We start from the raw sequence: 21,397 nt of genomic DNA on the forward strand, positions 1-21,397 counted from the left end.
ATCAATAATGCTTAACTTCAGAAAGCAGGTTGTTAAGTGGCAAGGAGTAGTGGCGATCGCGGCCACTACCACCATCGTTACCATTGCTGGAAGTACCCTTGGCTTATTTCAACTACTTGAATGGGCAACAATTGACCAATTTTTTCGGTTCAGGCCAGCAGAACCCATAGACCAGCGTATTGTCATCGTTGCTATCAATGAGTCAGACATCAAATACGCAGGAACTTGGCCGATCTCCGATCGCCTTTTAGCTCAATTGCTCAACAAAATTAAACAACAACAGCCACGAGCGATCGGTTTGGATCTTTACCGCGACTTGCCATTAGAACCAGGACATCAAGAATTAGTCAAACTCATGGAGTCCACACCCAACTTGATCGGGATTGAAAAAGTTGTGGGTAATGCTGTAGCACCGCCACCAACTTTAAAGAAATCGAATCAAGTCGCAGCTTCCGACTTAGTATTAGACGCAGATGGCAAAGTGCGACGAGCTTTGATGTCTGTCGGCCCACAATTTAGAGAGGGATTAGGCGTTAGGATAGCCTTAGATTATCTGAAACCACAAAAAGTGGAACTGCGGATGATTGATGCCAAACATCAAAAAATCGGGCTGGGTAAGGCTACATTTACACCTTTAACAGGGGAAGAAGGAGGCTACATTGCTCCTGGTAGTAAAGGTGGCTATCAGATTTTAGTGAATTATCGGGGTTCAATAGAAAGCTTCCTAGTCATATCGATGGCTGATGTCCTCGAAGGTAAGATTCCTGAAGGACTGATGCGCGATCGCGCAGTCTTCGTCGGTGTCGTCGCCGACAGCCTCAAAGATATTTTTCGCACCCCCTACAGCAGCAGTTTACTATCTGCACCTCAATTAACTCCTGGTGTAGCAATTCACGCCAATATTACCAGTCAAATATTAAGCGCAGCTCTCCAAGGAAGACCTCTACTGCGAGTTTGGAATCAGCAAGCAAACTGGGTATGGATTGCCTTTTGGTCTTTCAGTGGTGCTGCTGGAAGTTGGACGTTATTGGCATCAAGTTATTTAAAGAAAAACAACTTTTCAACTGTAACTATTTTATATATTTTAGTCGCAGGAGCTGGTCTGATGGGCATCAGCTTTATTGCTTTTTTATGGGGGTGGGTAATTCCCGTTTTCTCGCCGTTACTTGCCTTGACCGTTTCAGCAATTTTAACCACTAATCACCACAACTATTGGCAATTAAAAACAGCAAATCAAAAGTTGCAAACAGCCAATAGTGATTTAGAAACAGCAAATAATCAGTTAGAAGAATATTCGCGGAATTTAGAGTTAAAAGTTACTGAACGCACCCAAGAATTAGAAGCAGCTAAAGTTGCCGCCGATTTTGCTAACCACGCTAAAAGTGAATTTTTAGCAAACATGAGCCATGAACTGCGAACACCGCTCAACGGCATTTTAGGCTATGCTCAAATTTTAGAGCGATCGCAAGCGCTAGCCTCTAAAGAGTTAGAAGGAATTCGGATTATCCATCAGTGCGGCGACCATTTGCTCACCTTAATTAACGACATTTTAGACCTGTCAAAAATTGAAGCTAGGAAACTCGATCTCTACCCAACAGAGTTGAGATTCCATAATTTTCTGATTAGCGTTGCTGAAATTTGCCGAATTAAAGCCGTTCAAAAAAGTATTGACTTCTCTCCCCCAAAAGTTTCTGAACTACCTCTCAAAATCTATGCTGACGAAAAACGATTGCGACAAGTTTTAATCAATCTCATTGGCAATGCCATTAAGTTTACTGACAGCGGGGGAGTCAGCTTTAAGGTAGAAATCCTGAGCAAAAGTGAATGTTCCTTAGAGGATAACAATCTCTGGACAACTGAGACAGAAAACAACCAATTTTCAGCGGCAAAAATCAGATTTTCCATAGAAGATACTGGCATTGGTATGACTTCCGAACAGCTTAATAAGATATTTTTACCCTTCGAGCAAGTGGGAGACAAATCGCGAATGGCAACCGGAACAGGGTTAGGATTAGCGATTAGCCAAAGAATAGTAAATTTGATGGGAAGTCAGTTAGAAGTAGTTAGTCAATTCGGGGAAGGAAGTATTTTTTGGTTTGACGTAGAACTTCCGGTTAATTTCACTCTTCCCGAAGCAACATCTATTTCACCATCCACCAGTAAAATCGTTGGAATCCAAGGAAAAAGCCCAACTATATTAGTTGTAGATGACAGTTTTGAAGCTCGTCATATTATTACCTCCGTTCTTTCATCAATCGGTTTTTCTGTGATAGAAGCTGCTGATGGTCAAGCAGGATTGAAAGCCGCGAAAAACTCTAATATTGACTTAATTGTTGCTGATTTAAATATGCCAATTATGGATGGCTGGGAAATGATCCGCTATATTCGCTCAGATACCCAACTTAAACAAGTGCCAGTTGTAATTTGTTCCGCCAATATTTTTGAGGAAACACAACAGCAAAGCTTTGAAATAGGAGCAAATGAATTTTTACCAAAACCCATTGAAATCGATCTGCTTTTAGAGGTGTTAAGAAACCATTTAAATCTGGAGTGGCTGTGGGAAGAAAAATCAACAGAGTTGGGACAAAAAACAATGCCAACACAAGTCCAATTAGAAGAATTAATAGCAAAAGTAGTTCTACCTCACACAGCATTAGAAAAGCTTTATGATTTCGCATTGAAGGGAAATATAAAGGCAATTAAATTAATGTGTGATGAGCTAGAAGGCGCAGATAAAACTTACGCACCCATAATTAATGAATTACGACAACTCGCTGACAACTTTGCTGTGAAGAAACTCCAAATTTTAATTGAAAAATTGGTAGATAATCATCATAAAACTTGACAAAGCTTATGAATAAACAAGAAGCAACACCAATAAATGCCACAATGAGGAACGAAGCAATCTGAGGAACGAAGCAAACAGAAGCAATTCGCTTGCGCTTTGAGATTGCTTCGCTGGGTTCGCAATGACATTCTTTATTTTTTCCAGCTACTTAGGTTGGTACTAATTCTCCTGGCCGCAATCTCGCCCATTTCCCTGTTTCTTGCTTGAAACTCAGACAACCGACGACATCCCATTCCATTTCTATTTCCTCTTGACGAGTACGGATGTTGACGTTGATGCTGGGTTCAATGGGGTCGAAATCGGGGGTTTCGGTGAGATGAGGCTGCTGGTGTTGGGTTTCTACGGCGTTGTAGGTGAGACAACGGTCTACGTAGTGGCAGTTAATACAAATACACATTGCTAAATTCCTCTGTGCATTTCAAAAAAACGATCGCACGGTTAATTTACTGGGGATTCTGTTAATGTAGCTTAGACAGGATGCTATTGGCTTGAGAGCTGAGTTGATTTTTGTTGCCATGTCTAGTATTTCTCTTTCTACATTATCTCCTAATACTTGGCCTTTTGAGTTGAAAGAGCTGCCTGGGCCTGCTTATTTAGTCGGCGGTGCGGTGCGGGATGCTTTGCTGGGGCGAGTTTCTGAGTATTTGGATTTGGATTTTGTGATGTTGGCTCCGGCAGTGAAGACGGCTCGTAAAATTGCTAATCTGTATCAGGCTGGGTTTGTTTTGCTGGATGCGGAGCGACAAATTGCGCGGGTGGTTTTTGAGGGCGCTACGGCTGATTTTGCTCAGGCGGAGGGGGGGAATTTGGAGGCGGATTTGGGACGGCGGGATTTTCGATTGAATGCGATCGCCTACAATCCTTTTACTGGGGAAATTATCGATCCTGTGGATGGTCAAGCGGATTTACAGGCGCGGATAATTAGGATGGTTTCGCCTGCAAATTTACGCGACGATCCGCTAAGGTTATTGAGAGCTTACCGTCAAGCTGCTCAGTTAGATTTTGCGATCGCGCCTGAAACTCATGCTACCATCCGGGAGTTAGCGCCGCTATTAAGTCAAGTGGCTGTGGAACGAGTGCGATCGGAGTTGGGTTATTTGTTGAATAATCCCCAGGGTATTCCTTGGATCTGTCGCGCTTGGGAAGATAATTTAATCTCAGTCTGGTTTCCGAGTGCGGGCGATCGCTTTGATAGATTGGCAAGGATTAATACTGCTGTTATTACTTTAGCACCAGTTTGGCCGAATTTGGCTGTGGAATTATCCCAATGGGTTCGCGATACGATTAAAACACCTCTATTAGCTATTGCTAAGTTAGCCTGTTTAGTGAATCCAGATCCGGTGGTTGCTGAGGTTGAGTTGATGACGTTGAAGTACAGCAATGCGGAGATTAAGGGCGTTATTTCACTATTAAAATATTTGCCAAAATTGAAAGAGAATAGTATTTATGAATTGTCTTTGAGAGAGCAGTATTTTTTATTTCGAGATCTGGGAAATGTATTTCCAGCTTTAGCTATTTTTGCTTTGGCTGCCGAAGTACCATTTGATGTAATTTTAGTTTTAATTCATCGGTATTTGGATGCAGAGGATCGAGTGGCTCATCCGACACAGTTAGTTAGTGGGAATGATTTAATGGCAGAGTTTAATTTGCCTAGAAGTCCGTTAATTGGACAATTGTTGTTAGAGATTCAGTTAGCGCGAGTTGAAGGTAGAATTTCTACTCGTGAAGAAGCGTTAGAATTGGCTGCGAAGTTGGTTAGTAATATGCTATAATTGTCCTATATATAAAATTTTATTCTACAGAGGATACCTGGGTTAATGAGCAAAATAATCAGATCGCCGTACAGGTACAACAATCAGGGGGAACTGTTTATCATGTGCAGAAGTTAGTTGATGCTGCCTAAAAGTAATATCATTTAATCTTACTCATCTCTCCCGGCAATTCAAACTTGCCATTTTCCCCTGATTCAAACTCAATTACTTTAAACACCGCATCAATATTCAGCGGGCCATAAATATGAGGAAAGCTATCTCCATCAGCTTCCTCATATTTTACTTCAGATTGAACTCGATCTGAGTCAATACAGAGAATCATCAACTCTTTTTGACCAAAAAAGAATTTATTTGCTACTTTGATTAATTGCTGATGCGTCGAACAGTGGATAAAGCCTTCAGTCTCTAGCGTATCACCTCGATAAGCTTGGATTTGTTTTGCTTCTTCCCATTGTTGACGGTGAGTGATATGCAAAATGATATTCATTTTCTTCGTTATTTCCTATTCTTTCTTCAGCATGAGACCAATACATCTGAACGTCTAAGCACTCTCATATCTTCAGCATCTAATTCCACTGGTGTACCACTACGAATCAGTTCAACAAAGTCCTCATTCGGAACCATGATACACAAAGCATACAAGCGTTCTTTTCCAGTATTTTCAATCAAATGAGTGCTGGTTGCTGGCACTAATAAACTATCTCCTGCATGAATTTTAACAGTTTTGCCGTCACAGGTTGCCAGTCCTTCTCCTTTGAGAATAAAAAACATTTCTACGGCTAGTTGATGACGATTTGGAGGAGTTTTGCCGCCGACATCAAAAATTTCGACGCAAACGGTTAATGAACTCTGAGCATTTTCTGGATCGAAGATAATTGCTAAGCGATTGGTATCCTGGGGACTGATGCGAAACGCTTGATAGTCTTTGGGAGACTTGGCGACGGGAATCATGCAATGGTCGATCATGGTAATTGGTAATGGGAATTGGTAATTGGTAATTGGTAATTGGTAATTGGGTAATTCAGGACTTATGCGCTATGAGTAGAGAAACCGGGTTTTTATGGAATCTGTGGGCGGGAACGAAGTATTTTCGTAAAAAACCCGGTTTCTGGGCCACCCTTGTAAGTCCTAGAACTAACAACCAACAACTAACAGTTAACAGTTAACAGTTAACAGTTAACAGTTAACAAAATTAATTGCTTTTAATATAGCTTGAGAATCGCACACAAAGCCAAAACATTGTTTAACGTTGTAAAGGGTGGCTTGCCAACAATACTCTGGAGATGTAGTAGCCGTACAATCTTTAACTAATATGCAATCATAGCCAAGAAAGTTGGCATCTTGTAGTGTGGCCATTACGCATTGATCGGCGTTTACTCCTCCAAAGAAAATTGTAGTTTTACCTAAGTTTCGTAATATACTATCTAAAGCAGTATCCCAAAAACCGCTCATTCGATATTTATCAATAAGAATATCCTCCGGTTTCTGTTCTAATTCATCCACAACTGCGGCGGCCCAACTTCCTGCCCTGAGTACGGGATTGCCATTTTTAGGCAGCGGATCGCCTAAGCCAATACCTTCACCTGTGGGTTTATAAACATGATGCAATCCGGCACTAATATTTAGCAAGTCGGGGCGGTTTCCCCAGTTTAACCAAATAATAGGAATTGACTGCGATCGCAATGTCGGTAATAATATTTTTAGTGGATTAATTGGCCTGCGGGCTGGTGTTATATCTACGCCAATATGTGCTAACCAACCATCGGGGTGACAGAAGTCATTCTGCATATCTATCACTAAAATGGCAGCTTTTGCTAAATCTAGGCGCAGGGTTTTGGTTTCTGTTTCTAGGGTGATAGGTTGAGGTGGGAGGGGAGGGCGGGTAATATCGGCAATTTTTGCATCAACTGCCCAGGCATTCGGCGGTATTCCCAAGGTACGGAGAGATGAGAGATTCATGTTGTTTCTGTTGAGATAATTATTTCATGGTTGAACGCAATTTTTTCTCACCAACAGGAATTACGCATTGTAACGACAGTATCGGGGTAAGAGAAAAGCTTCGGGCTTGCTTCGTACCCTCGCAACTGCGCTGCGCTTGACTCGCTTTTGACAAAAAATGATAGAGGATGCGTAAGTCGTGACTAACTTGTATTAGCCCATTTTTAGAGTAAGAATAGGTATTCACTAACACTTTTTTAAGAATCAACTCAAAATTAAATAATAATTGATCTAAGTGCTGTAGAAGGGTTAATCTGTGAGTTTTACAATTGAGAATGTTTTAATTGCGGTTGAAGGCGGTTATCAAACCGCTAACGTGCAGGTGGAGGGCGATCGCATCACGGCGATCGCGAATCAAACGGCAACTCTTGCGGAGGGTACGACTGCGATCGATGGTAGAAATAAGTTGCTACTGCCCGGTTTTGTCAATGCACATACCCATTCTTCGGAAATGTGGCAGCGTGGGATCATTCCGCCTCTGCCGTTAGAGTTGTGGATCGCGGAACTATACGATTTTACCCCTCTCGATGCCCAGAAAGTTTACCTGAGTGCCTTGGGTACAGCGGTGGAGACGCTGCTATCAGGCGGTACAACTGTTGTCGATCATTTGGTTTTGATTCCGGGACAAGAGTTGGAAGCGATCGCTGCTGCCGATCGCGCTTACCGTGAAATTGGCATTCGCGCTTTCATTGGCCCCCTGATTCAAGATGAATCCCTGACGGCGGGTATGCCTTCTGGTGGCGCTGACATGGATCATGCACCCTACATTCGATCGACAGGGGCAACTTTAGAGTTGATGAAAGAGGCGATCGCTCGGTTTCATCGACCTGAAGAAGGCGTGAATATCATGTTAGCACCGACGGGGATGCAAATGTGTTCTGATGCCTTGTTTGAAGGCTGTGTAGAATTGAGCGATCGCCACAATCTTTGCCGCCACGCTCATCTATTAGAAACCCGTGCTCAACAACAATTAGCTCAAGAAAAATACGGTGGTAGCGCCGTTGAACATCTGAAAGAAATCGGTTTTCTCAGTGCCAGAACTTCTTTGGCTCATTGCGTTTGGCTGGATGATGCTGATATTACTATTATGGCAGAAACTCAGTCAACTGTTGTCCACAATCCTCTTAGCAATTTACGATTAGGTAGCGGCATTGCACCGCTGATTAAATATCGTCAAGCTGGAGTAAATATATCTTTTGGCTGTGACGGTTCAGCTAGTAATGACTCTCAGGATTTGCTGGAAGCGATTAAAATTGGCTCAATTTTGCACAATATCACAGATTTAGATTACCGTCACTGGATTACACCGCGTCAGTCTGTAGAGATAGCATCAATCGGAGGCGCTAAAGGTTTAAATATGGGCGATGAAATTGGTTCTCTAACTGTCGGAAAAAAGGCGGATTTTGTACTTTACGATCTTACCAATTTGTCATTATTGCCGCGTACCGATCCGATTGGATTATTAATACTGGGTCGCCCAACTCAAGCAGTCGATAGTGTTTGGGTGAATGGCAAACAAATTGTATCTGAAGGTCAGGTAAAAACGATAAATGTTGATGAGTTAAGGAAGCAGTTATTTGAGCAAAGCGAATGGAGTGGCGATCGCCAATCTCAAACGGTTAGCGAGATTGAATCACGCTATCGGCGAGTGATGAAATTGCAAGGTTATTCTTAACAATTGTAGTAAGGGCAGATTTATAGCTAGGGACTAGGGGCTACGATGCTCACGGCTAGGGGAATAGGGGAATAGGGAAGAGAATAAGTGGGTTTCAGTAGCTTAATATAGGATGTACGCTCATGGTTCTAGAAACCGGGTTTTTGAGAGAATCTGTGGATAAGGGCGAAGTATTTTCGTAAAAAAACCCGGTTTCTTTGGTTGGGTGCGTAAATCCTGATATAGCAACCTTCTTGGCAGTTAGGATGTTCTGATTTGCTGAAACTTGCTGATTCTATTCCCTTCTTCCCTGAGCATCTGAGCATCGGAGTATCGTAACCGCCTTGGCGGTTGCAAAGGCTAAACTTTGATGGTAATTTAAAACAAAACGGAATAAAAACCATGTTCAAACTGTACAGATGGCAGCGGATTATTGCTTTAATAATTACCTTTGCAATGACAGCGGCGACGATCGCGATCGCTACCCCATTAGTTTATGGTCAAACGCCGCCTAAATTGCCAAGAACTGAATTACGCGGTGTTTGGCTCACTAACATTGATAGCGAGGTTTTATATTCTAAAAAAAATGTAACTACAGCCATCGATCGCCTAGCTCAACTCAACTTTAATACAGTTTATCCTACCGTTTGGCAAGGCGGTTATACCCTTTATCCCAGTGCTATAGCTAAAGGAGCAATGGGTATAGCTATGGAACCAACACCAGGATTAAAAGGACGAGATGTACTGAAAGAAATCGTCGAGGAAGCACATAAAAAAGGATTGGCTGTTATTCCTTGGTTTGAATTTGGTTTTATGGCTCCCGCTGATTCAGAATTAGCTAAAAAACACCCCGACTGGCTGACTAAACGTCGCGACGGTACAACTATTTGGAAAGAAGGCAAAGATGACCGCGTTTGGCTGAATCCTTTTCACCCTCAAGTACAGAAATTCATCCTAGATTTAATTATCGAGATTGTGGTTAAATATAACATAGATGGGATACAATTTGATGACCATTTTGGATTGCCTGCTGAATTTGGCTATGATAATTTAACAGTGGCAATGTACAAAAAAGAAGTTAATGGTCAATCTCCCTCTGATGACTTCCGAGAAACTTTCTGGGGGCGTTGGCGGGCTGATAAAATCAATGATTTCATGGGGCGAATTTTCCGGGCTGTAAAATTCCGCAAACCTAAATGTATTATGTCCCTTTCTCCTAACCCTTTACACTTTGCCTTACCTGCTCATTTACAGGACTGGTTTACTTGGGAAAGGCGCGGTTTCATCGAAGAAATTATCATTCAAGTTTACCGGAACGATTTACCCCGTTTTGTGGCTGAATTAGAGCGAGAAGAAGTTAAGCTGGCTAAAGGTCATATTCCTGTGGGGATTGGAATTTTAACAGGATTGAAAAATAACTCTATCCCGCTTAAACAAATTCAAGATCAGGTTCAAGAAGTGCGTAAGCGCGGATTAGCTGGGGTGTCTTTCTTCTTCTATGAAAGTTTGTCTAGTTGGGCAAAAGAAACACCAGATCAACGCAATTCAGCCTTTCGACAGATGTTTCCTACAAAAATCCAACGACCATCGGTTTGAAATCTGGAATCATCATTTGTAGTAATGTCTTTAATGATGATTTGCAATCGCAAGGAAGTGACTAAAGTTGATACTATGAACGAACATCTGGTAACATACTTTGTATTGATGACTTTAGTCATTATCAAACCTATAAAAAAGCGGCTAAAGTCGCTACTACGAAAGATAATGAATGTAATTCCAGCTATTGATTTATTAGAAGGTCGGTGCGTCAGACTCTATCAGGGAGATTATGCGCGATCGCAAACCTTTAATGAGAACCCCGTTGAAGTGGCTAGACAGTGGGTAGATGAAGGCGCGACGCTATTGCACTTAGTAGATCTCGACGGCGCGAAAGTAGGTCATGCCGTCAATCAAAAGGCAATTGAAGCCATTGTCAAAGCAGTGGATGTGCCTTGTCAAGTCGGTGGCGGTTTGCGCGATCGCGCTTCAGTTTCCACCCTCATCAATTTAGGCGTTAAACGGGCTATCTTGGGGACTGTAGCAGTTGAAAAGCCGCAATTAGTTGCCGAATTGTGCGGCGAATTTCCCGGTCAAATTCTGGTGGGAATTGATGCGAGAAACGGTAAAGTTGCGACTAGAGGCTGGTTAGAAACCTCGGAAGTTTTAGCAACGGATCTCGCGCACCAAATGGCTCAACTCGGTGCAGCGGAGATTATTTACACGGATATTCAACGGGATGGAACTCTCTCTGGCCCGAACTTAGAGGCTTTACGAGAACTCGCAAATGCTGTGGCTATTCCTGTAATCGCATCTGGCGGCGTGAGTTCGATCGCAGATTTGCTGAGTTTGTTGGCTTTGGAACCTTTGGGAGTGACAGGCGCGATCGTTGGCCGGGCCATTTATACAGGTGATATCTCACTTAAAGAGGCAATTCGGGCTGTCGGCCAAGGACGTTGGCAAGATGTACCCCCGGATTTGGGTTCTTCAAGTTTTGCTTGAATTGGTGAGGAGTTACCCACGCGGGGTCAAAAACCCGGTTTCTGTGTCAATATCTCTCGGATAGCCGGGATTGTTCAAAGAAACCGGGTTTTTTTGCGTATCGCGTTGACTAATTTAACATAGTATTTGAGATGCGCTTGTCGTGATATTGAGGTAAAATATTGTAAGTATCAAATTAGGAGTTATCATAATGCAAACACAGTGGTATTTGTGCGAGATCGAAAAGTATCCTGATAATGAAGGTGTCAGACTTAAGTCCAGTGATAATTTATCTGTTAAGTATTCTGATATTTTTGTTAATAGCTTAGATATTATGCTGAGGGGTGATCGTGCAATTGAGAGCAATAAAATAGGTGAGGGTTCGTGGTATGTATGGTTGCCTATAATCCCTCGTGTTGGTGACACCTTACAGTTTGCAGGTTGGCAAGTGCAAGTTTCTAAAGTTGTCCTACCAACTGACTTTAATAGTAACACGGGCACCAAAGACGGAAATTTTTTATCAGCAACAATTAGTATTCGTGATGATGTAGTTCCACAATTGATGGATGCTTCTTTTTCAGTTGAATCGTTGAATAACAATGCAGTCTATAAGTGGGAAGATTTTGCGCGGCGTGGTAATGATTTACAATATTTTGCATGGGAATTAAAAGATAAATATCTATATGCTAAAAAAAGATGATACAACAAAAGAGATATCTTACTATCGGTGGCATACGCGGATTCGTCCTATAGCTGGTGATATTATTAAAGTAAAAAACAATCGCTGGCGTGTAACATCTGTTGAACTAGCAAGTGCAAACATTTCTGTTGATGGATATTTATCTCTCGAAGAAGTTGTTTAATGAGGGCTAATCAAGCAACTGAAAAAAAATACATTCATGCGCTCCTACTACTCACTAACAACCGTAGCTTTACCTTTAGTGACTGTAGCTAGAATAGCCAGAACATTTGGCACCACTGGCTTCATATCTGCCAAGCGGTTAGAGGATACCTCCAAAACAACTACAGCAATATTAAACTGTGGTAAATTTTGCTGAAATGACAAATTACGATCGACAGTGATAAAAATATCAAATTCTGCCTCTGCTAAAGCAAGCAGTTGACCATTTTTAATACCTGCCCATCCCATCTGTGGAACTGTTTTTATATCGCAGCCAACAAACTCTTTTGCCAACCTGCGATCTATACACTCATCTAAGAGAATCTTCATCCTACGCCACCAAGCCAATTAATTGCTTTCTAGCCTCTTCCAACAGTGCAATTACTTGTTCCCTGGTGACAGTGGGAAATCCCTCTAAAAAATCATCAATTGATTCTCCCGCTTCTACATAGTCAAAAAGTGTTTCCACAGGAACCCTAGTGCCCATAAAAACAGGAGTCCCACCCATGATTTCACTCGAAGTGCTAATCGTGGGAAAATTCTTAGACATAAGCCTTTAATGTTTAGTTACTAAGACCTTTTATTGTACTAATTTTAATGTGTCTCAGCAATGCGATCCACAGAAGAGTAAACTCTTCTAGTTCGACTCACCTGGAGGCAAACCGGCTCGAAAAATCTGCTCGGCCGTCAGTTGCAAGTCTGGAAAAGCCAGCGACTCAATCCGGTCATCGCCTCTAAACTGTTTGACCTGATACTCACCGTCAACCAGTTGGCAAACGGAGAGGGTAGGTTGTTTTGGGTTGCCGATAAACTGCCTGCCACCTAAACCCCGGTAGTCAACAATCCAGTATTCAGGAATCCCAGATTCTTCATAATCCCTAGCTTTTGTGAAATAGTCATCACGCCAATTGGTGCTGACTATTTCTATAATCAGACGAATTGACGAACCCATTGTAATGACGGATTCCTTTGACCAACGCGGCTCGTTGGCGGCGACAGCTTCCCGATCCAAGACGATAACATCTGGTTCGTAACCAGATTCATCGCTAAGGTGCTTGACTACGCATTCCTTGGGAAGAAAGTAAGGAAGTTGATTGCTGCGACAAAGAAGAGTTAACTCGAAACTGAGAAAACCGCCAAGTTCTGAATGTTCACCTGTTGGTTTTGGCATTTCGACAATTACTCCTTTGTGTAGTTCGTATTTGTGGACAGAGTTCTCTGGATACCACGCGATGAACTCATCAAAAGTGACTGTTTTGGCTATGGTTTGAATCATGGTGTTTTACGTTGCTAGAAGTTTACGTCCGACCCTTTTGGAATCAAAAGTGATAAAGCCTTGCTGACTATAAGGTTATACGCCCGACCCCAAATTCCGCTCACCGTCTAGTCAAAGGATCGGCATAAGGATCTGGCAAAGCCTGTTGCACCTCCAACACAGACGCAGGCTGCACCCTCAACTCCCCACTACTCAATGTTTTTTTTAACCCCTCATCCCTACGACTGGGGTCTTGCAACTTCACCAACTCCTCCTGGTAAACCCCAAAAATCTTACCCAAACTAGCTGCAACCGCGTCCCAAGTCTCATCCTGAACCAACTTATCTGCAATTCCCTGGAATACCTCACCCTCTTGCTTCTTCCGAACGTACTCCTTAAGTAACTTCCCAGACCTCTGCATCGCCGCCTGGTAAACCTCCCCATCCGACCACCACAGACCCGGCTGACTCAGCAACCACGTCAAAATGTACTCCTGAGCGTAGCGCTCCTTTACCCAAGCCGCAAGGTGCTGTAATTCCTGCATTGTTATCGCCTCCTAACTTTTATCTTAGCTATTCGTTTAATTGTATCTATCGTTACCGCACAATATTTATAACTGCCTTTTTATGGTATCCTGCATATCTTTGTATAGCTGGAAATCTTAAAAAAACCTTACCAATTTTATCAAAAACCAGGTATCAAATAGAAAAATTAAAGTAAATTGAATCCAAGCCCAAAACCAACAACAGAGTCAACAAAGATTTATGGCACAGCAAAACTTTGGAGTAATTGGTCTAGCCGTTATGGGCGAGAACCTAGCGCTAAATGTAGAGAGTCGCGGCTTTTCCGTATCCGTCTTTAACCGCACCTACGCCAAAACCGAAGAGTTCATGGCTAAACGCGCCCAAGGCAAGAATATAATCGCCACCCAGACTCTTCAAGAATTTGTGGAATCTCTAGAACGTCCTCGCAGAATCCTAGTCATGGTACAGGCCGGCAAGCCCGTTGATGCCGTCATCCAGCAGCTAAAACCCATGCTAGACCCGGAAGACATGATCATTGACGGCGGCAATTCCCTCTACGAAGATACCGAACGCCGTACCAAAGAATTAGAAGCAACAGGACTGGGATTTGTGGGCATGGGCATCAGCGGCGGCGAAGAAGGCGCTCTTAATGGTGCTAGTTTGATGCCGGGAGGTACGCAAACAGCTTACGGGAAATTGGAGCCAATTCTGACCAAAATTGCCGCTCAAGTAGACGACGGCCCTTGCGTGACTTTCATCGGCCCTGGCGGTGCCGGTCACTACGTAAAAATGGTACACAATGGCATTGAGTATGGCGATATGCAGCTAATTGCTGAAGCCTACGACTTGCTCAAAAATGTGGCCGGACTCAATGGCGAACAGTTGCACGAAGTGTTTGCAGAATGGAACACTACTGACGAACTTAACTCATTTTTGATTGAAATTACTGCTAATATTTTCAAGTTCACTGACCCCGACACTAAGCAGCCTTTAGTTGAAGTGATTATGGACTCAGCGGGTCAAAAAGGTACCGGTCGTTGGACGGTAGTTAGTGCTTTGGATATGGGCGTAAGTATTCCCACAATTACTGCTGCTGTCAATGCCCGGATTATGTCTTCTTACAAAGACGAACGGATTAAAGCTTCTAGCGAACTATCGGGGCCTTCTGCTAAATATGAGGGCGATCCGAAGGAGTTGGTAGGTAAGATTCGGGATGCCCTTTATTGCTCGAAGATTTGCTCTTACGCTCAAGGTATGGCGCTGTTAAGTGCGGCATCAAAGTCGTTTAATTACGAATTGGCTTTGAGTGAAATTGCGCGAATTTGGAAAGGCGGTTGTATTATTCGAGCCGGGTTTTTGGATAAGATTAAGAAGGCTTTCAATGATGATGCTAAGTTGCCGAATTTGTTGCTAGCGCCAGAGTTTAAGCAGACAATTTTGGATCGGCAGGTAGCTTGGCGGGAGGTGTTGGCTACTGCGAGTACGTTGGGGATTGCTGTCCCGGCTTTCAGTGCGTCGCTAGACTATTTTGATAGCTATCGGCGCGATCGCTTGCCCCAAAATCTAACGCAAGCTCAACGGGATTATTTCGGCGCTCACACTTATGAGCGGACTGATAAGCCTCGCGGTGAGTTCTTCCATACTGAGTGGACGCAGGCTTCTAAGGATTCGATTCAAACTGGGAGTACGGATTAATTTTGTTGGTTAACAGTTAACGGTTAACCGTTAACCGTTAACTGTTAACTGGTTTTGACGTTTTTTCTCAAGATAGCTGTTGATATATTCGTCGTTAAAGAGCGATCGCGCTATTGTAAGTGCTTCTTCTCTTTCTGCATCTGTCATGTAATCATCGCCTTTTAAACCGGATGGCAAATGTCGAGGATCGCCGCCTGCATCGAGGAATCTTTGACGCGCGATCGCCATTAATTCTCCTAATCTTCTATCTTGCTCTTTCCTAATTTGATTCTGATTCGTCATAGTTCGCAACCTCGTCTATACGAACAACCTCGCCACTTTGTAGTATAGCAGCCCTTGGTAAAATTTGACTTGGGGTTTCAATGTACCAAAATCCCTTTTCTTCATCATATATCCTCCAGATGAGCAAGTCCAGAGTGTCTAGGGCATTGATAATTAAGTATTGGACTCCCGATGATGGCATTGATTGAGTAGTTATAGTTAAGCTAGTTAGCTATTCTATCACTCATTGCCAACTTAATTTTCAGTTTTATTGAGTGTTGATTTCAGCCTTGCCAAGCGTTATTTTGATATCATGTTTGGTTAAATACTTGTCATTGCGAGCGAAGCGAAGCGCAGTTGCGAGGGTACGGATCTTGCCCGAAGCAATCGCAGAGACTAGGCGATTGCGGAGCACAGCGAACAATGACATATCGTAAGTAATTTGCCGGACATGATATGATTTGTTGTCTGCCACGCCAACACAATAAAAAATTAGATTTTAGATTGAATTGAAAATCACAATCTAAAATCTAATTTTATCACATCAATTTTGTCCGCCTACTTAACCTTTATGGTGAAAGACTCCACACCTTAATTGTGTCGTCAAAACTGCCACTAACTAATGTTTTACCCTTCGGACTAAAAGCGACTTCCACCCAAGCAGAATGACCCTTAAGCGTACCCATTAAACCGCCGCTTCCCATCTGCCAAAGTTTAATCGTGCCACTCAAATCACCACTAGCTAAAGTTTCTCCATCAGGGCTAAAAGTTAAGGATTGAACTTTGTCTAGATGGCCGGTTAGAGTTCGTAATAAGAAACCGCGAGGTTGTCGGGATGTACCAGTTTTCAAATCCCACAGTTTAATCGTATTATCCCAACTCCCAGAAGCAAGTGTTTGACCGTCGGGACTAATTGCAACTGACCAAACTGTGTCTGAATGCCCTCTGAGGGTCTGGATTAGTTTGCCAGTCCGCCAGTTCCACAGCTTGATGGTACCGTCATCGCTGCCGGTGGCAAGAGTTTTGCCGTTGGGGGTAAAAGCGACTGACTGGACTCCGGCGGAATGTCCTTTGAGGGTTTCCAATTCTCTGCCGGTGTCTGCGTCCCACAGTTTTACTGTCTTGTCTTTACCAACGCTAGCGATCGCCTTGCCATCGGGACTGAAAGCCACTGAGAAAACACCGGCTGTATGGCCGTACAAAGTTCGCTTCAGTTTTCCAGTGTAGAGATCCCAGATTTTAATCGTATCGTCTGCGCTGCCAGAAGCGATCGCCTTCCCATCCGGGCTGACGGCCACCGACCAAACTGCCTCCGAATGTCCCCTCAGCGTTTTCAGCAATTTGCCAGTACGCAGGTGTAGCATCCGAACTGTACCATCTGTGCTCCCAGTCACAACTACGCGACCATTGGGGCTAACTGCTACTGACCACACAGGGCCGGCGCTAAATGCTAAAGTTCTTACCGGTGCGTTCTCTTTCGACCTTTCAAGGGCGAAATCATCAATTCGCGGGGGTGGGAAGCGGATGTCGGGAATGGTAGCAGCGGGTTCTGGCGCGGTGAAAGCTGTCTGCGGTGGGGGAGATGGTAGACGATGGTTAAAGGCGATCGATAAAACGGCAAGGGCGACCCCTCCCCAAGCAGTTAAAGCCCAATTGGGTTTATGGTGTGTTAACTCTAAGGGTGTGGGGCCATATTTCAGGTCTTTGAGAACTTCGGTTGCTGACTGATAGCGTTTTAAGGGGTCGCGCTGGACGAGTTTATCGAGAATGCGGCCGAGGCGATCGCTAACTGGCACTTTCAAATAATGCCGCCACGTCCAAGCATCGGCTTTAATATCAAACAAATCAAAGGGCGAAACTCCCGTGAGTAAGTGAATGCAAGTCACGCCTAAGCTATACAAATCGCTGGAGGTTGTAGCATTGCCTTTGATTTGTTCGGGGGAAGAATATTCGGCAGAACCGGCCGTTGCTTTAGTTTTGGGCCAAATGCCATTAGCAGGGGTAGTAGCGCCAAAATCAACTAAGACCAAATCGCCCTTTGTTCCCTTGGTTAAGGTTTGGGGGAATCGGCGGATAATATTTTGTGGTTTGATGTCGCGGTGAATCAATTGGCGATCGTGGATAAATTGCAAAACTGGTAGCAATTCGCTTAACAGTTGCCAAATTGAAACTTCTTTAAAAACGCCCTGTTCTGAGACTTCAACTGCTAAATTGCGTCCTGGGATGTATTCTTGGACTAAATAGAGGCAACCGTTCTGTTCAAAAGATGCCCACAATTCAGGAATGCGGGGATGTTGGCCTAACTTATCCAGCATCACGGCAGAGGCGTGAAATTTACGAGAGAAATAGAAATTTACCTCTGCTGATTGCTTCTGAGTGTCATCGCCAACTTCTGATTGAAAAAACTGCTGAATTACGCAGTGGGGTTGGGATGGTTTATCTCGATCGATCGCTAAGAAAGTGCGGCTACTAAGGCTTTGACCAAGAGTATCAAGGATACAGTAGCGATCTTTTAATAGTAAATCCCCGCCGCAACTAGAGCAAGTTGTGCTGCAATCGGGATTTTGGGGGTTCTGGCAATTGGGATTGATGCAGTAACTCATCGGTCTTTCCGCTAGAGACCCCCAGCAGACCCAAGGTTTGTGGGGGAGGAAAGCGGGGCGGGTTGTACCGCTTCCTATGGGCAAATAGTTTTCCGGTTTTTCTGTTTCGGGAACCGGAAAACCCGACTTGTCGCGATCGCTTGTTCCTTCCCCATGCCTGAGAGAGTCATCAGATGGGATGCTGGCTACCGACAAGTAAAGAATATTTGTTCTATGATAATTGTTTCCCACATTTTAGCCACAATTGCGGTGTGCGATCGCATAAAAATTAAAAATGCGAACACCAACCTCGACATAGCATTTTGTCCATCTAGCCTACTTAACTCACTTATGCCCTTAATCCATATTCCTAAATCCTGGGAAATTTCCGAACGGGAAGTAACACCGGAAACTATTTTTATGAATCGCCGCCGCTTTGTCACCAGCTTAATAGGTGTTGGCTTAAGCGCTTCTCTACTTCCACTTACTGGCTGCAACAGCAATTCTGAGTCAATATCTCAATCCACCCCAGGATTAAATCATATATATCCAGGGTTAAATCGCAATCCCAATTTTGCCCAAGTTGACCGATCAATAACTGAGGAAGACTTAGCAACAAAATATAATAATTTCTATGAATACGGCGGCACGAAATCAATTTGGCAATCGGCGCAAAGATTGCCGCTAGATAATTGGAAGGTAGAAGTTAGCGGTTTAGTAAAAAATCCCCGGATTTACGACTTAGACGACCTAGAAAAAAAATTCCCCATCGAAGAACGAGTCTATAGGTTCCGCTGCGTTGAAGCTTGGGCGATGGTAGTACCTTGGGTAGGATTTCCGATGAAGTTACTGATGGCAGATGTGGAACCGCTATCGAATGCTAAATTTGTGCGCTTCACTTCTTTTTACGATCCTAAGATTACCAAAGGCCCTGGTATCTTGTCACAATTCTATCCTTGGCCTTATACGGAAGGCTTGCGAATTGAGGAAATGGCGAACGATTTAGCATTTTTTGCGACTGGTATTTACGGGAAGTCTTTGCCAAAGCAAAATGGAGCTCCGCTGCGGCAAGTTATTCCTTGGAAATATGGTTTTAAAGGCGCAAAATCAATTGTTAAAATTGATTTTGTGGAGAATCAGCCAGAAACATTTTGGCATAAGATTTCGCCTAATGAATACGGGTTTGAGGCGAATGTGAATCCAGAGAAACCGCATCCGAGATGGTCGCAGGCGACGGAACGGATAGTTGGCCCTGGTTCGAGTTTTTCCTGGGAAACTCGCCCGACTATTGTGTATAATGGCTATGGGGAATATGTGGCGAGTTTGTATGCTTGATTAAACATCTTAGATGATACTACTTTAAGGCTCTCCCGTACCTGTGGCGATCGGCAGGGCTTATTTTAGTAAGCAAGCTAATAACTTTTATTATCAAGAATCAAAGGTCTTAAAGCCCTAGCTTTCTCCCAAATTGGATTTTACTACAGAATGCCGCAAGCTCGCTACAAACGGACTTCTAATGGCGATCGTCCATACAAATAATCTCCAGGTATTATAGAATTTCTCTCGCGGCAAAGCTCTTTGAAAATAGTCATTGCCATCCCATTTAATAACTGCTCAAAGCCAAGAATACCATTTTGATTGCGATGAGGTTGCTCGAACCATCCCAGCATAGTTTCTGGTTTAAATAAGGACTTATCGCGATTATCAATATACTTTTGCTTAAATTCGGGAAAAATCCGCTGCACAATTTTATATTTCATACGGTTGTAGATTTGAGGTTCTGTGGCGTGGGATTTTTGGCGATAGACAAAATCATTTGGCAACCACTCTTGAGCCATTTGGCGGATAATAGTCTTATTCCAAAACAGTGTAGGGTGATGTTGTGGTGGAATTGAAACGAGATATTGCACCAAACGATGATCTAAAAACGGCACGCGAGCTTCTATACTTTGATTCATAGAAGTACGGTCTTCATGCCAGAGGTTATAGTCTTGTAGGGAATAAATTTCCATCAACATTTCTTTTTGAAAGCTTGTGCAACCAGGAGGACAATATTGGAGAGTGTAATCAAATACAGAAGAACCATCCTTAAGTCCAGTCGATTTTTTGCGTTGGAGATTATACTCTTGTTTGCTAGCCAGTTCTGAGTTATACTCTTGCCAGTTTTTGACTGTTTTATCGTCGGCTGTAGAGTAACCACCAGCAAATTCATCTGAACCCTGTCCTAATAGCATCACCTTCAATTCAGGCATTACGGTGTTAGCATAACGATAGAGTTCGTGCTTATAAATCCACTCCAAGTTAAATTTAGGAGAGTCGATTAACCAAATAAAATATTCCAGTGTCTCTAAGGAAAAATCGAGTTGATCTAAGAATATTTCTGGGTCAAACCAAATCGGATGAAATGGAAGTTTCAACTGTTGGCAAAGCTGATATGCTGCTTGAAAATCTCCATTTTCGCGGGTGTTATCATCGCAAATATTAAAGCAGTGAAAATCTGGTTGTGCCTGACGCGCAACGGCCACAATTACCCCGGAATCGAGTCCACCGCTGAAACAAGCTCCCACGGGAACATCACTCATTAGGCGCTTCTTTACACTATCAACAAATAGGTCGCGATATTCTCTGATATAATCGCTGGGAGTGCGCCGATCGTTTACGGGTTCAGTAACTAAATAATCAGCTAAGTTCCAATAACATTGAGGAGTTACGGTTTTTGTAGTGACATCGAATAATAGGTAATGTCCCCCTGCCAGGCGATTAATACCTCTGACAAAGGAAGTCGTAGCGCTGAGATTAGTTAAGTCTTGAAACTGAGGATGCCAAGGTGTATTAGGGTGAGCCAGCAGAGATGCTAAAGTGGAACCGAAGATCAGTTGTGAACCAACTTGAGCATAATATAAAGGTTTAATACCAAGCCGATCTCGTGCTAAGAATAATTGTTGCTTTTGACCATCCCACAGAGCAATCGCAAACATTCCGTTGAGGTATTCGAGAGCTTTAGCACCCAGTTCTTCATATAAGTGTAGCACAATCTCTGCATCAGATTTGGTACGAAAGTGATGGTTTTCTCTTAATTGCGATCGCAACTCAAGATGGTTATAAATTTCCCCATTCACCACCACAAACATTGTATTATCTTCATTCCAAATCGGTTGCACTCCTCCATCTACATCAATAATCGAAAGTCTTCTAAAAATTAACCAAAGAGGATGAGAGTTAACAACTTGCTCGTCATCAGGGCCACGTCGAAATAATTGTTGCCCCATCTGGGTAAGATATGCCCAATATTCCTGTTGCTGAGAATCTTGGAAGTCAATAAATCCGGCAAATCCACACATTATATTTTCTCGTTGCTCAACATTATTTACTAAGAATTACGGTCTGCTA

The 21,397-nt window shown here is 43.2% G+C and carries 20 protein-coding genes; 9 read left to right on the top strand and 11 right to left on the bottom strand.

Annotation, left to right across the window (positions count from 1 at the left end; translation table 11 throughout):
- Window positions 1-7 precede the first annotated feature (7 nt).
- A complete protein-coding gene (locus OSCI_RS08575; RefSeq protein WP_007354525.1) occupies window positions 8-2,845 on the top strand; it encodes a CHASE2 domain-containing protein in 2,838 nt (945 codons plus the stop codon).
- 151 nt (window positions 2,846-2,996) lie between these two features.
- On the opposite strand, the gene OSCI_RS08580 is transcribed toward OSCI_RS08575, so the two are convergent.
- Window positions 2,997-3,245 (bottom strand): Ycf34 family protein, encoded by a 249-nt coding sequence (locus OSCI_RS08580; RefSeq protein WP_007354526.1) that lies wholly within the window; start codon window positions 3,243-3,245, stop codon window positions 2,997-2,999.
- Between the two features lie 118 nt (window positions 3,246-3,363).
- Between OSCI_RS08580 and OSCI_RS08585 the strand changes: the two genes are divergently transcribed.
- A complete protein-coding gene (locus OSCI_RS08585) occupies window positions 3,364-4,620 on the top strand; it encodes a CCA tRNA nucleotidyltransferase (protein ID WP_007354527.1) in 1,257 nt (418 codons plus the stop codon).
- Window positions 4,621-4,759: 139 nt separating this feature from the next.
- On the opposite strand, the gene OSCI_RS08590 is transcribed toward OSCI_RS08585, so the two are convergent.
- The 3 genes from OSCI_RS08590 to OSCI_RS08600 all read right to left on the bottom strand — a co-directional run bounded on the left by OSCI_RS08590 (window position 4,760) and on the right by OSCI_RS08600 (window position 6,579).
- Window positions 4,760-5,107 (bottom strand): DUF952 domain-containing protein, encoded by a 348-nt coding sequence (locus OSCI_RS08590; RefSeq protein ID WP_007354528.1) that lies wholly within the window; start codon window positions 5,105-5,107, stop codon window positions 4,760-4,762.
- Window positions 5,108-5,133: 26 nt separating this feature from the next.
- The gene (locus tag OSCI_RS08595; RefSeq protein WP_007354529.1) at window positions 5,134-5,586 is read right to left on the bottom strand and encodes a cupin domain-containing protein; all 453 of its coding nucleotides are present in this window, start codon (window positions 5,584-5,586) and stop codon (window positions 5,134-5,136) included.
- Window positions 5,587-5,796: 210 nt separating this feature from the next.
- The gene (locus OSCI_RS08600) at window positions 5,797-6,579 is read right to left on the bottom strand and encodes a cysteine hydrolase family protein (protein ID WP_007354530.1); all 783 of its coding nucleotides are present in this window, start codon (window positions 6,577-6,579) and stop codon (window positions 5,797-5,799) included.
- Between the two features lie 295 nt (window positions 6,580-6,874).
- Between OSCI_RS08600 and OSCI_RS08605 the strand changes: the two genes are divergently transcribed.
- The 5 genes from OSCI_RS08605 (at window position 6,875) to OSCI_RS08625 (ending at window position 11,652) form a co-directional block, all read left to right on the top strand.
- Window positions 6,875-8,293: an amidohydrolase gene (locus OSCI_RS08605; RefSeq protein WP_007354532.1), complete on the top strand. Its 1,419-nt coding sequence runs from the start codon at window positions 6,875-6,877 to the stop codon at window positions 8,291-8,293.
- Between the two features lie 381 nt (window positions 8,294-8,674).
- Window positions 8,675-9,868, top strand: coding sequence for a glycoside hydrolase family 10 protein (locus tag OSCI_RS08610; protein WP_007354533.1), 1,194 nt, complete (start codon window positions 8,675-8,677; stop codon window positions 9,866-9,868).
- Window positions 9,869-10,036: 168 nt separating this feature from the next.
- The gene (gene hisA, locus OSCI_RS08615; protein ID WP_026103791.1) at window positions 10,037-10,810 is read left to right on the top strand and encodes a 1-(5-phosphoribosyl)-5-[(5-phosphoribosylamino)methylideneamino]imidazole-4-carboxamide isomerase; all 774 of its coding nucleotides are present in this window, start codon (window positions 10,037-10,039) and stop codon (window positions 10,808-10,810) included.
- Window positions 10,811-11,000: 190 nt separating this feature from the next.
- The gene (locus tag OSCI_RS08620) at window positions 11,001-11,489 is read left to right on the top strand and encodes a hypothetical protein (RefSeq protein ID WP_007354535.1); all 489 of its coding nucleotides are present in this window, start codon (window positions 11,001-11,003) and stop codon (window positions 11,487-11,489) included.
- Entirely contained in the window at window positions 11,473-11,652 is a 180-nt protein-coding gene (locus tag OSCI_RS08625) for a hypothetical protein (protein WP_007354536.1), read from the top strand. Before OSCI_RS08620 ends, OSCI_RS08625 begins: the two co-directional genes overlap by 17 nt.
- 47 nt (window positions 11,653-11,699) lie before the next feature.
- On the opposite strand, the gene OSCI_RS08630 is transcribed toward OSCI_RS08625, so the two are convergent.
- From OSCI_RS08630 to OSCI_RS08645, 4 genes are all read right to left on the bottom strand, one after another.
- Window positions 11,700-12,020: a DUF5615 family PIN-like protein gene (locus tag OSCI_RS08630; protein WP_007354537.1), complete on the bottom strand. Its 321-nt coding sequence runs from the start codon at window positions 12,018-12,020 to the stop codon at window positions 11,700-11,702.
- A 1-nt stretch (window position 12,021) separates the two neighbouring features.
- The gene (locus OSCI_RS08635; protein WP_007354538.1) at window positions 12,022-12,240 is read right to left on the bottom strand and encodes a DUF433 domain-containing protein; all 219 of its coding nucleotides are present in this window, start codon (window positions 12,238-12,240) and stop codon (window positions 12,022-12,024) included.
- 87 nt (window positions 12,241-12,327) lie between these two features.
- Entirely contained in the window at window positions 12,328-12,966 is a 639-nt protein-coding gene (locus tag OSCI_RS08640; RefSeq protein ID WP_007354539.1) for a Uma2 family endonuclease, read from the bottom strand.
- A gap of 100 nt (window positions 12,967-13,066) precedes the next feature.
- Window positions 13,067-13,489, bottom strand: coding sequence for a hypothetical protein (locus OSCI_RS08645; RefSeq protein ID WP_007354540.1), 423 nt, complete (start codon window positions 13,487-13,489; stop codon window positions 13,067-13,069).
- A gap of 220 nt (window positions 13,490-13,709) precedes the next feature.
- Here OSCI_RS08645 and gnd point away from each other — a divergent pair, with 220 nt between their 5' ends.
- Window positions 13,710-15,164 (top strand): decarboxylating NADP(+)-dependent phosphogluconate dehydrogenase, encoded by a 1,455-nt coding sequence (gene gnd, locus OSCI_RS08650; RefSeq protein ID WP_007354541.1) that lies wholly within the window; start codon window positions 13,710-13,712, stop codon window positions 15,162-15,164.
- 30 nt (window positions 15,165-15,194) lie between these two features.
- Here gnd and OSCI_RS08655 read toward each other — a convergent pair whose 3' ends face one another.
- Both OSCI_RS08655 and OSCI_RS08670 read right to left on the bottom strand, forming a co-directional pair.
- Window positions 15,195-15,446: a hypothetical protein gene (locus tag OSCI_RS08655; RefSeq protein WP_007354542.1), complete on the bottom strand. Its 252-nt coding sequence runs from the start codon at window positions 15,444-15,446 to the stop codon at window positions 15,195-15,197.
- 548 nt (window positions 15,447-15,994) lie between these two features.
- Complete coding sequence (locus tag OSCI_RS08670; protein WP_324603623.1) at window positions 15,995-18,259, bottom strand: serine/threonine-protein kinase; 2,265 nt, start codon at window positions 18,257-18,259, stop codon at window positions 15,995-15,997.
- A 99-nt stretch (window positions 18,260-18,358) separates the two neighbouring features.
- Here OSCI_RS08670 and msrP point away from each other — a divergent pair, with 99 nt between their 5' ends.
- On the top strand, window positions 18,359-19,342 hold the full coding sequence (msrP, locus tag OSCI_RS08675; RefSeq protein WP_019487585.1) for a protein-methionine-sulfoxide reductase catalytic subunit MsrP: 984 nt from the start codon (window positions 18,359-18,361) through the stop codon (window positions 19,340-19,342).
- Between the two features lie 164 nt (window positions 19,343-19,506).
- Here msrP and asnB read toward each other — a convergent pair whose 3' ends face one another.
- A complete protein-coding gene (gene asnB, locus OSCI_RS08680) occupies window positions 19,507-21,348 on the bottom strand; it encodes an asparagine synthase (glutamine-hydrolyzing) (RefSeq protein ID WP_007354547.1) in 1,842 nt (613 codons plus the stop codon).
- Window positions 21,349-21,397: the final 49 nt, after the last annotated feature.

The organism is Kamptonema sp. PCC 6506 (assembly GCF_000180455.1).
In the GTDB taxonomy this organism is placed as follows: Bacteria; Cyanobacteriota; Cyanobacteriia; order Cyanobacteriales; family Microcoleaceae; genus Kamptonema; species Kamptonema formosum.

What these genes read in the sequence shown, in the direction of transcription:
- OSCI_RS08645 (WP_007354540.1), bottom strand. Translation starts at nt 13,489, where the DNA reads ATGCAGGAATTACAGCACCTTGCGGCTTGGGTAAAGGAGCGCTACGCT.
- OSCI_RS08580 (WP_007354526.1), bottom strand. Translation starts at nt 3,245, where the DNA reads ATGTGTATTTGTATTAACTGCCACTACGTAGACCGTTGTCTCACCTAC.
- OSCI_RS08655 (WP_007354542.1), bottom strand. Translation starts at nt 15,446, where the DNA reads ATGACGAATCAGAATCAAATTAGGAAAGAGCAAGATAGAAGATTAGGA.
- msrP (WP_019487585.1), top strand. Translation starts at nt 18,359, where the DNA reads ATGCCCTTAATCCATATTCCTAAATCCTGGGAAATTTCCGAACGGGAA.
- OSCI_RS08585 (WP_007354527.1), top strand. Translation starts at nt 3,364, where the DNA reads ATGTCTAGTATTTCTCTTTCTACATTATCTCCTAATACTTGGCCTTTT.
- OSCI_RS08625 (WP_007354536.1), top strand. Translation starts at nt 11,473, where the DNA reads ATGCTAAAAAAAGATGATACAACAAAAGAGATATCTTACTATCGGTGG.
- OSCI_RS08600 (WP_007354530.1), bottom strand. Translation starts at nt 6,579, where the DNA reads ATGAATCTCTCATCTCTCCGTACCTTGGGAATACCGCCGAATGCCTGG.
- OSCI_RS08575 (WP_007354525.1), top strand. Translation starts at nt 8, where the DNA reads ATGCTTAACTTCAGAAAGCAGGTTGTTAAGTGGCAAGGAGTAGTGGCG.
- OSCI_RS08630 (WP_007354537.1), bottom strand. Translation starts at nt 12,020, where the DNA reads ATGAAGATTCTCTTAGATGAGTGTATAGATCGCAGGTTGGCAAAAGAG.
- OSCI_RS08635 (WP_007354538.1), bottom strand. Translation starts at nt 12,240, where the DNA reads ATGTCTAAGAATTTTCCCACGATTAGCACTTCGAGTGAAATCATGGGT.
- OSCI_RS08640 (WP_007354539.1), bottom strand. Translation starts at nt 12,966, where the DNA reads ATGATTCAAACCATAGCCAAAACAGTCACTTTTGATGAGTTCATCGCG.
- asnB (WP_007354547.1), bottom strand. Translation starts at nt 21,348, where the DNA reads ATGTGTGGATTTGCCGGATTTATTGACTTCCAAGATTCTCAGCAACAG.
- OSCI_RS08620 (WP_007354535.1), top strand. Translation starts at nt 11,001, where the DNA reads ATGCAAACACAGTGGTATTTGTGCGAGATCGAAAAGTATCCTGATAAT.
- OSCI_RS08590 (WP_007354528.1), bottom strand. Translation starts at nt 5,107, where the DNA reads ATGAATATCATTTTGCATATCACTCACCGTCAACAATGGGAAGAAGCA.
- hisA (WP_026103791.1), top strand. Translation starts at nt 10,037, where the DNA reads ATGAATGTAATTCCAGCTATTGATTTATTAGAAGGTCGGTGCGTCAGA.
- gnd (WP_007354541.1), top strand. Translation starts at nt 13,710, where the DNA reads ATGGCACAGCAAAACTTTGGAGTAATTGGTCTAGCCGTTATGGGCGAG.
- OSCI_RS08610 (WP_007354533.1), top strand. Translation starts at nt 8,675, where the DNA reads ATGTTCAAACTGTACAGATGGCAGCGGATTATTGCTTTAATAATTACC.
- OSCI_RS08595 (WP_007354529.1), bottom strand. Translation starts at nt 5,586, where the DNA reads ATGATCGACCATTGCATGATTCCCGTCGCCAAGTCTCCCAAAGACTAT.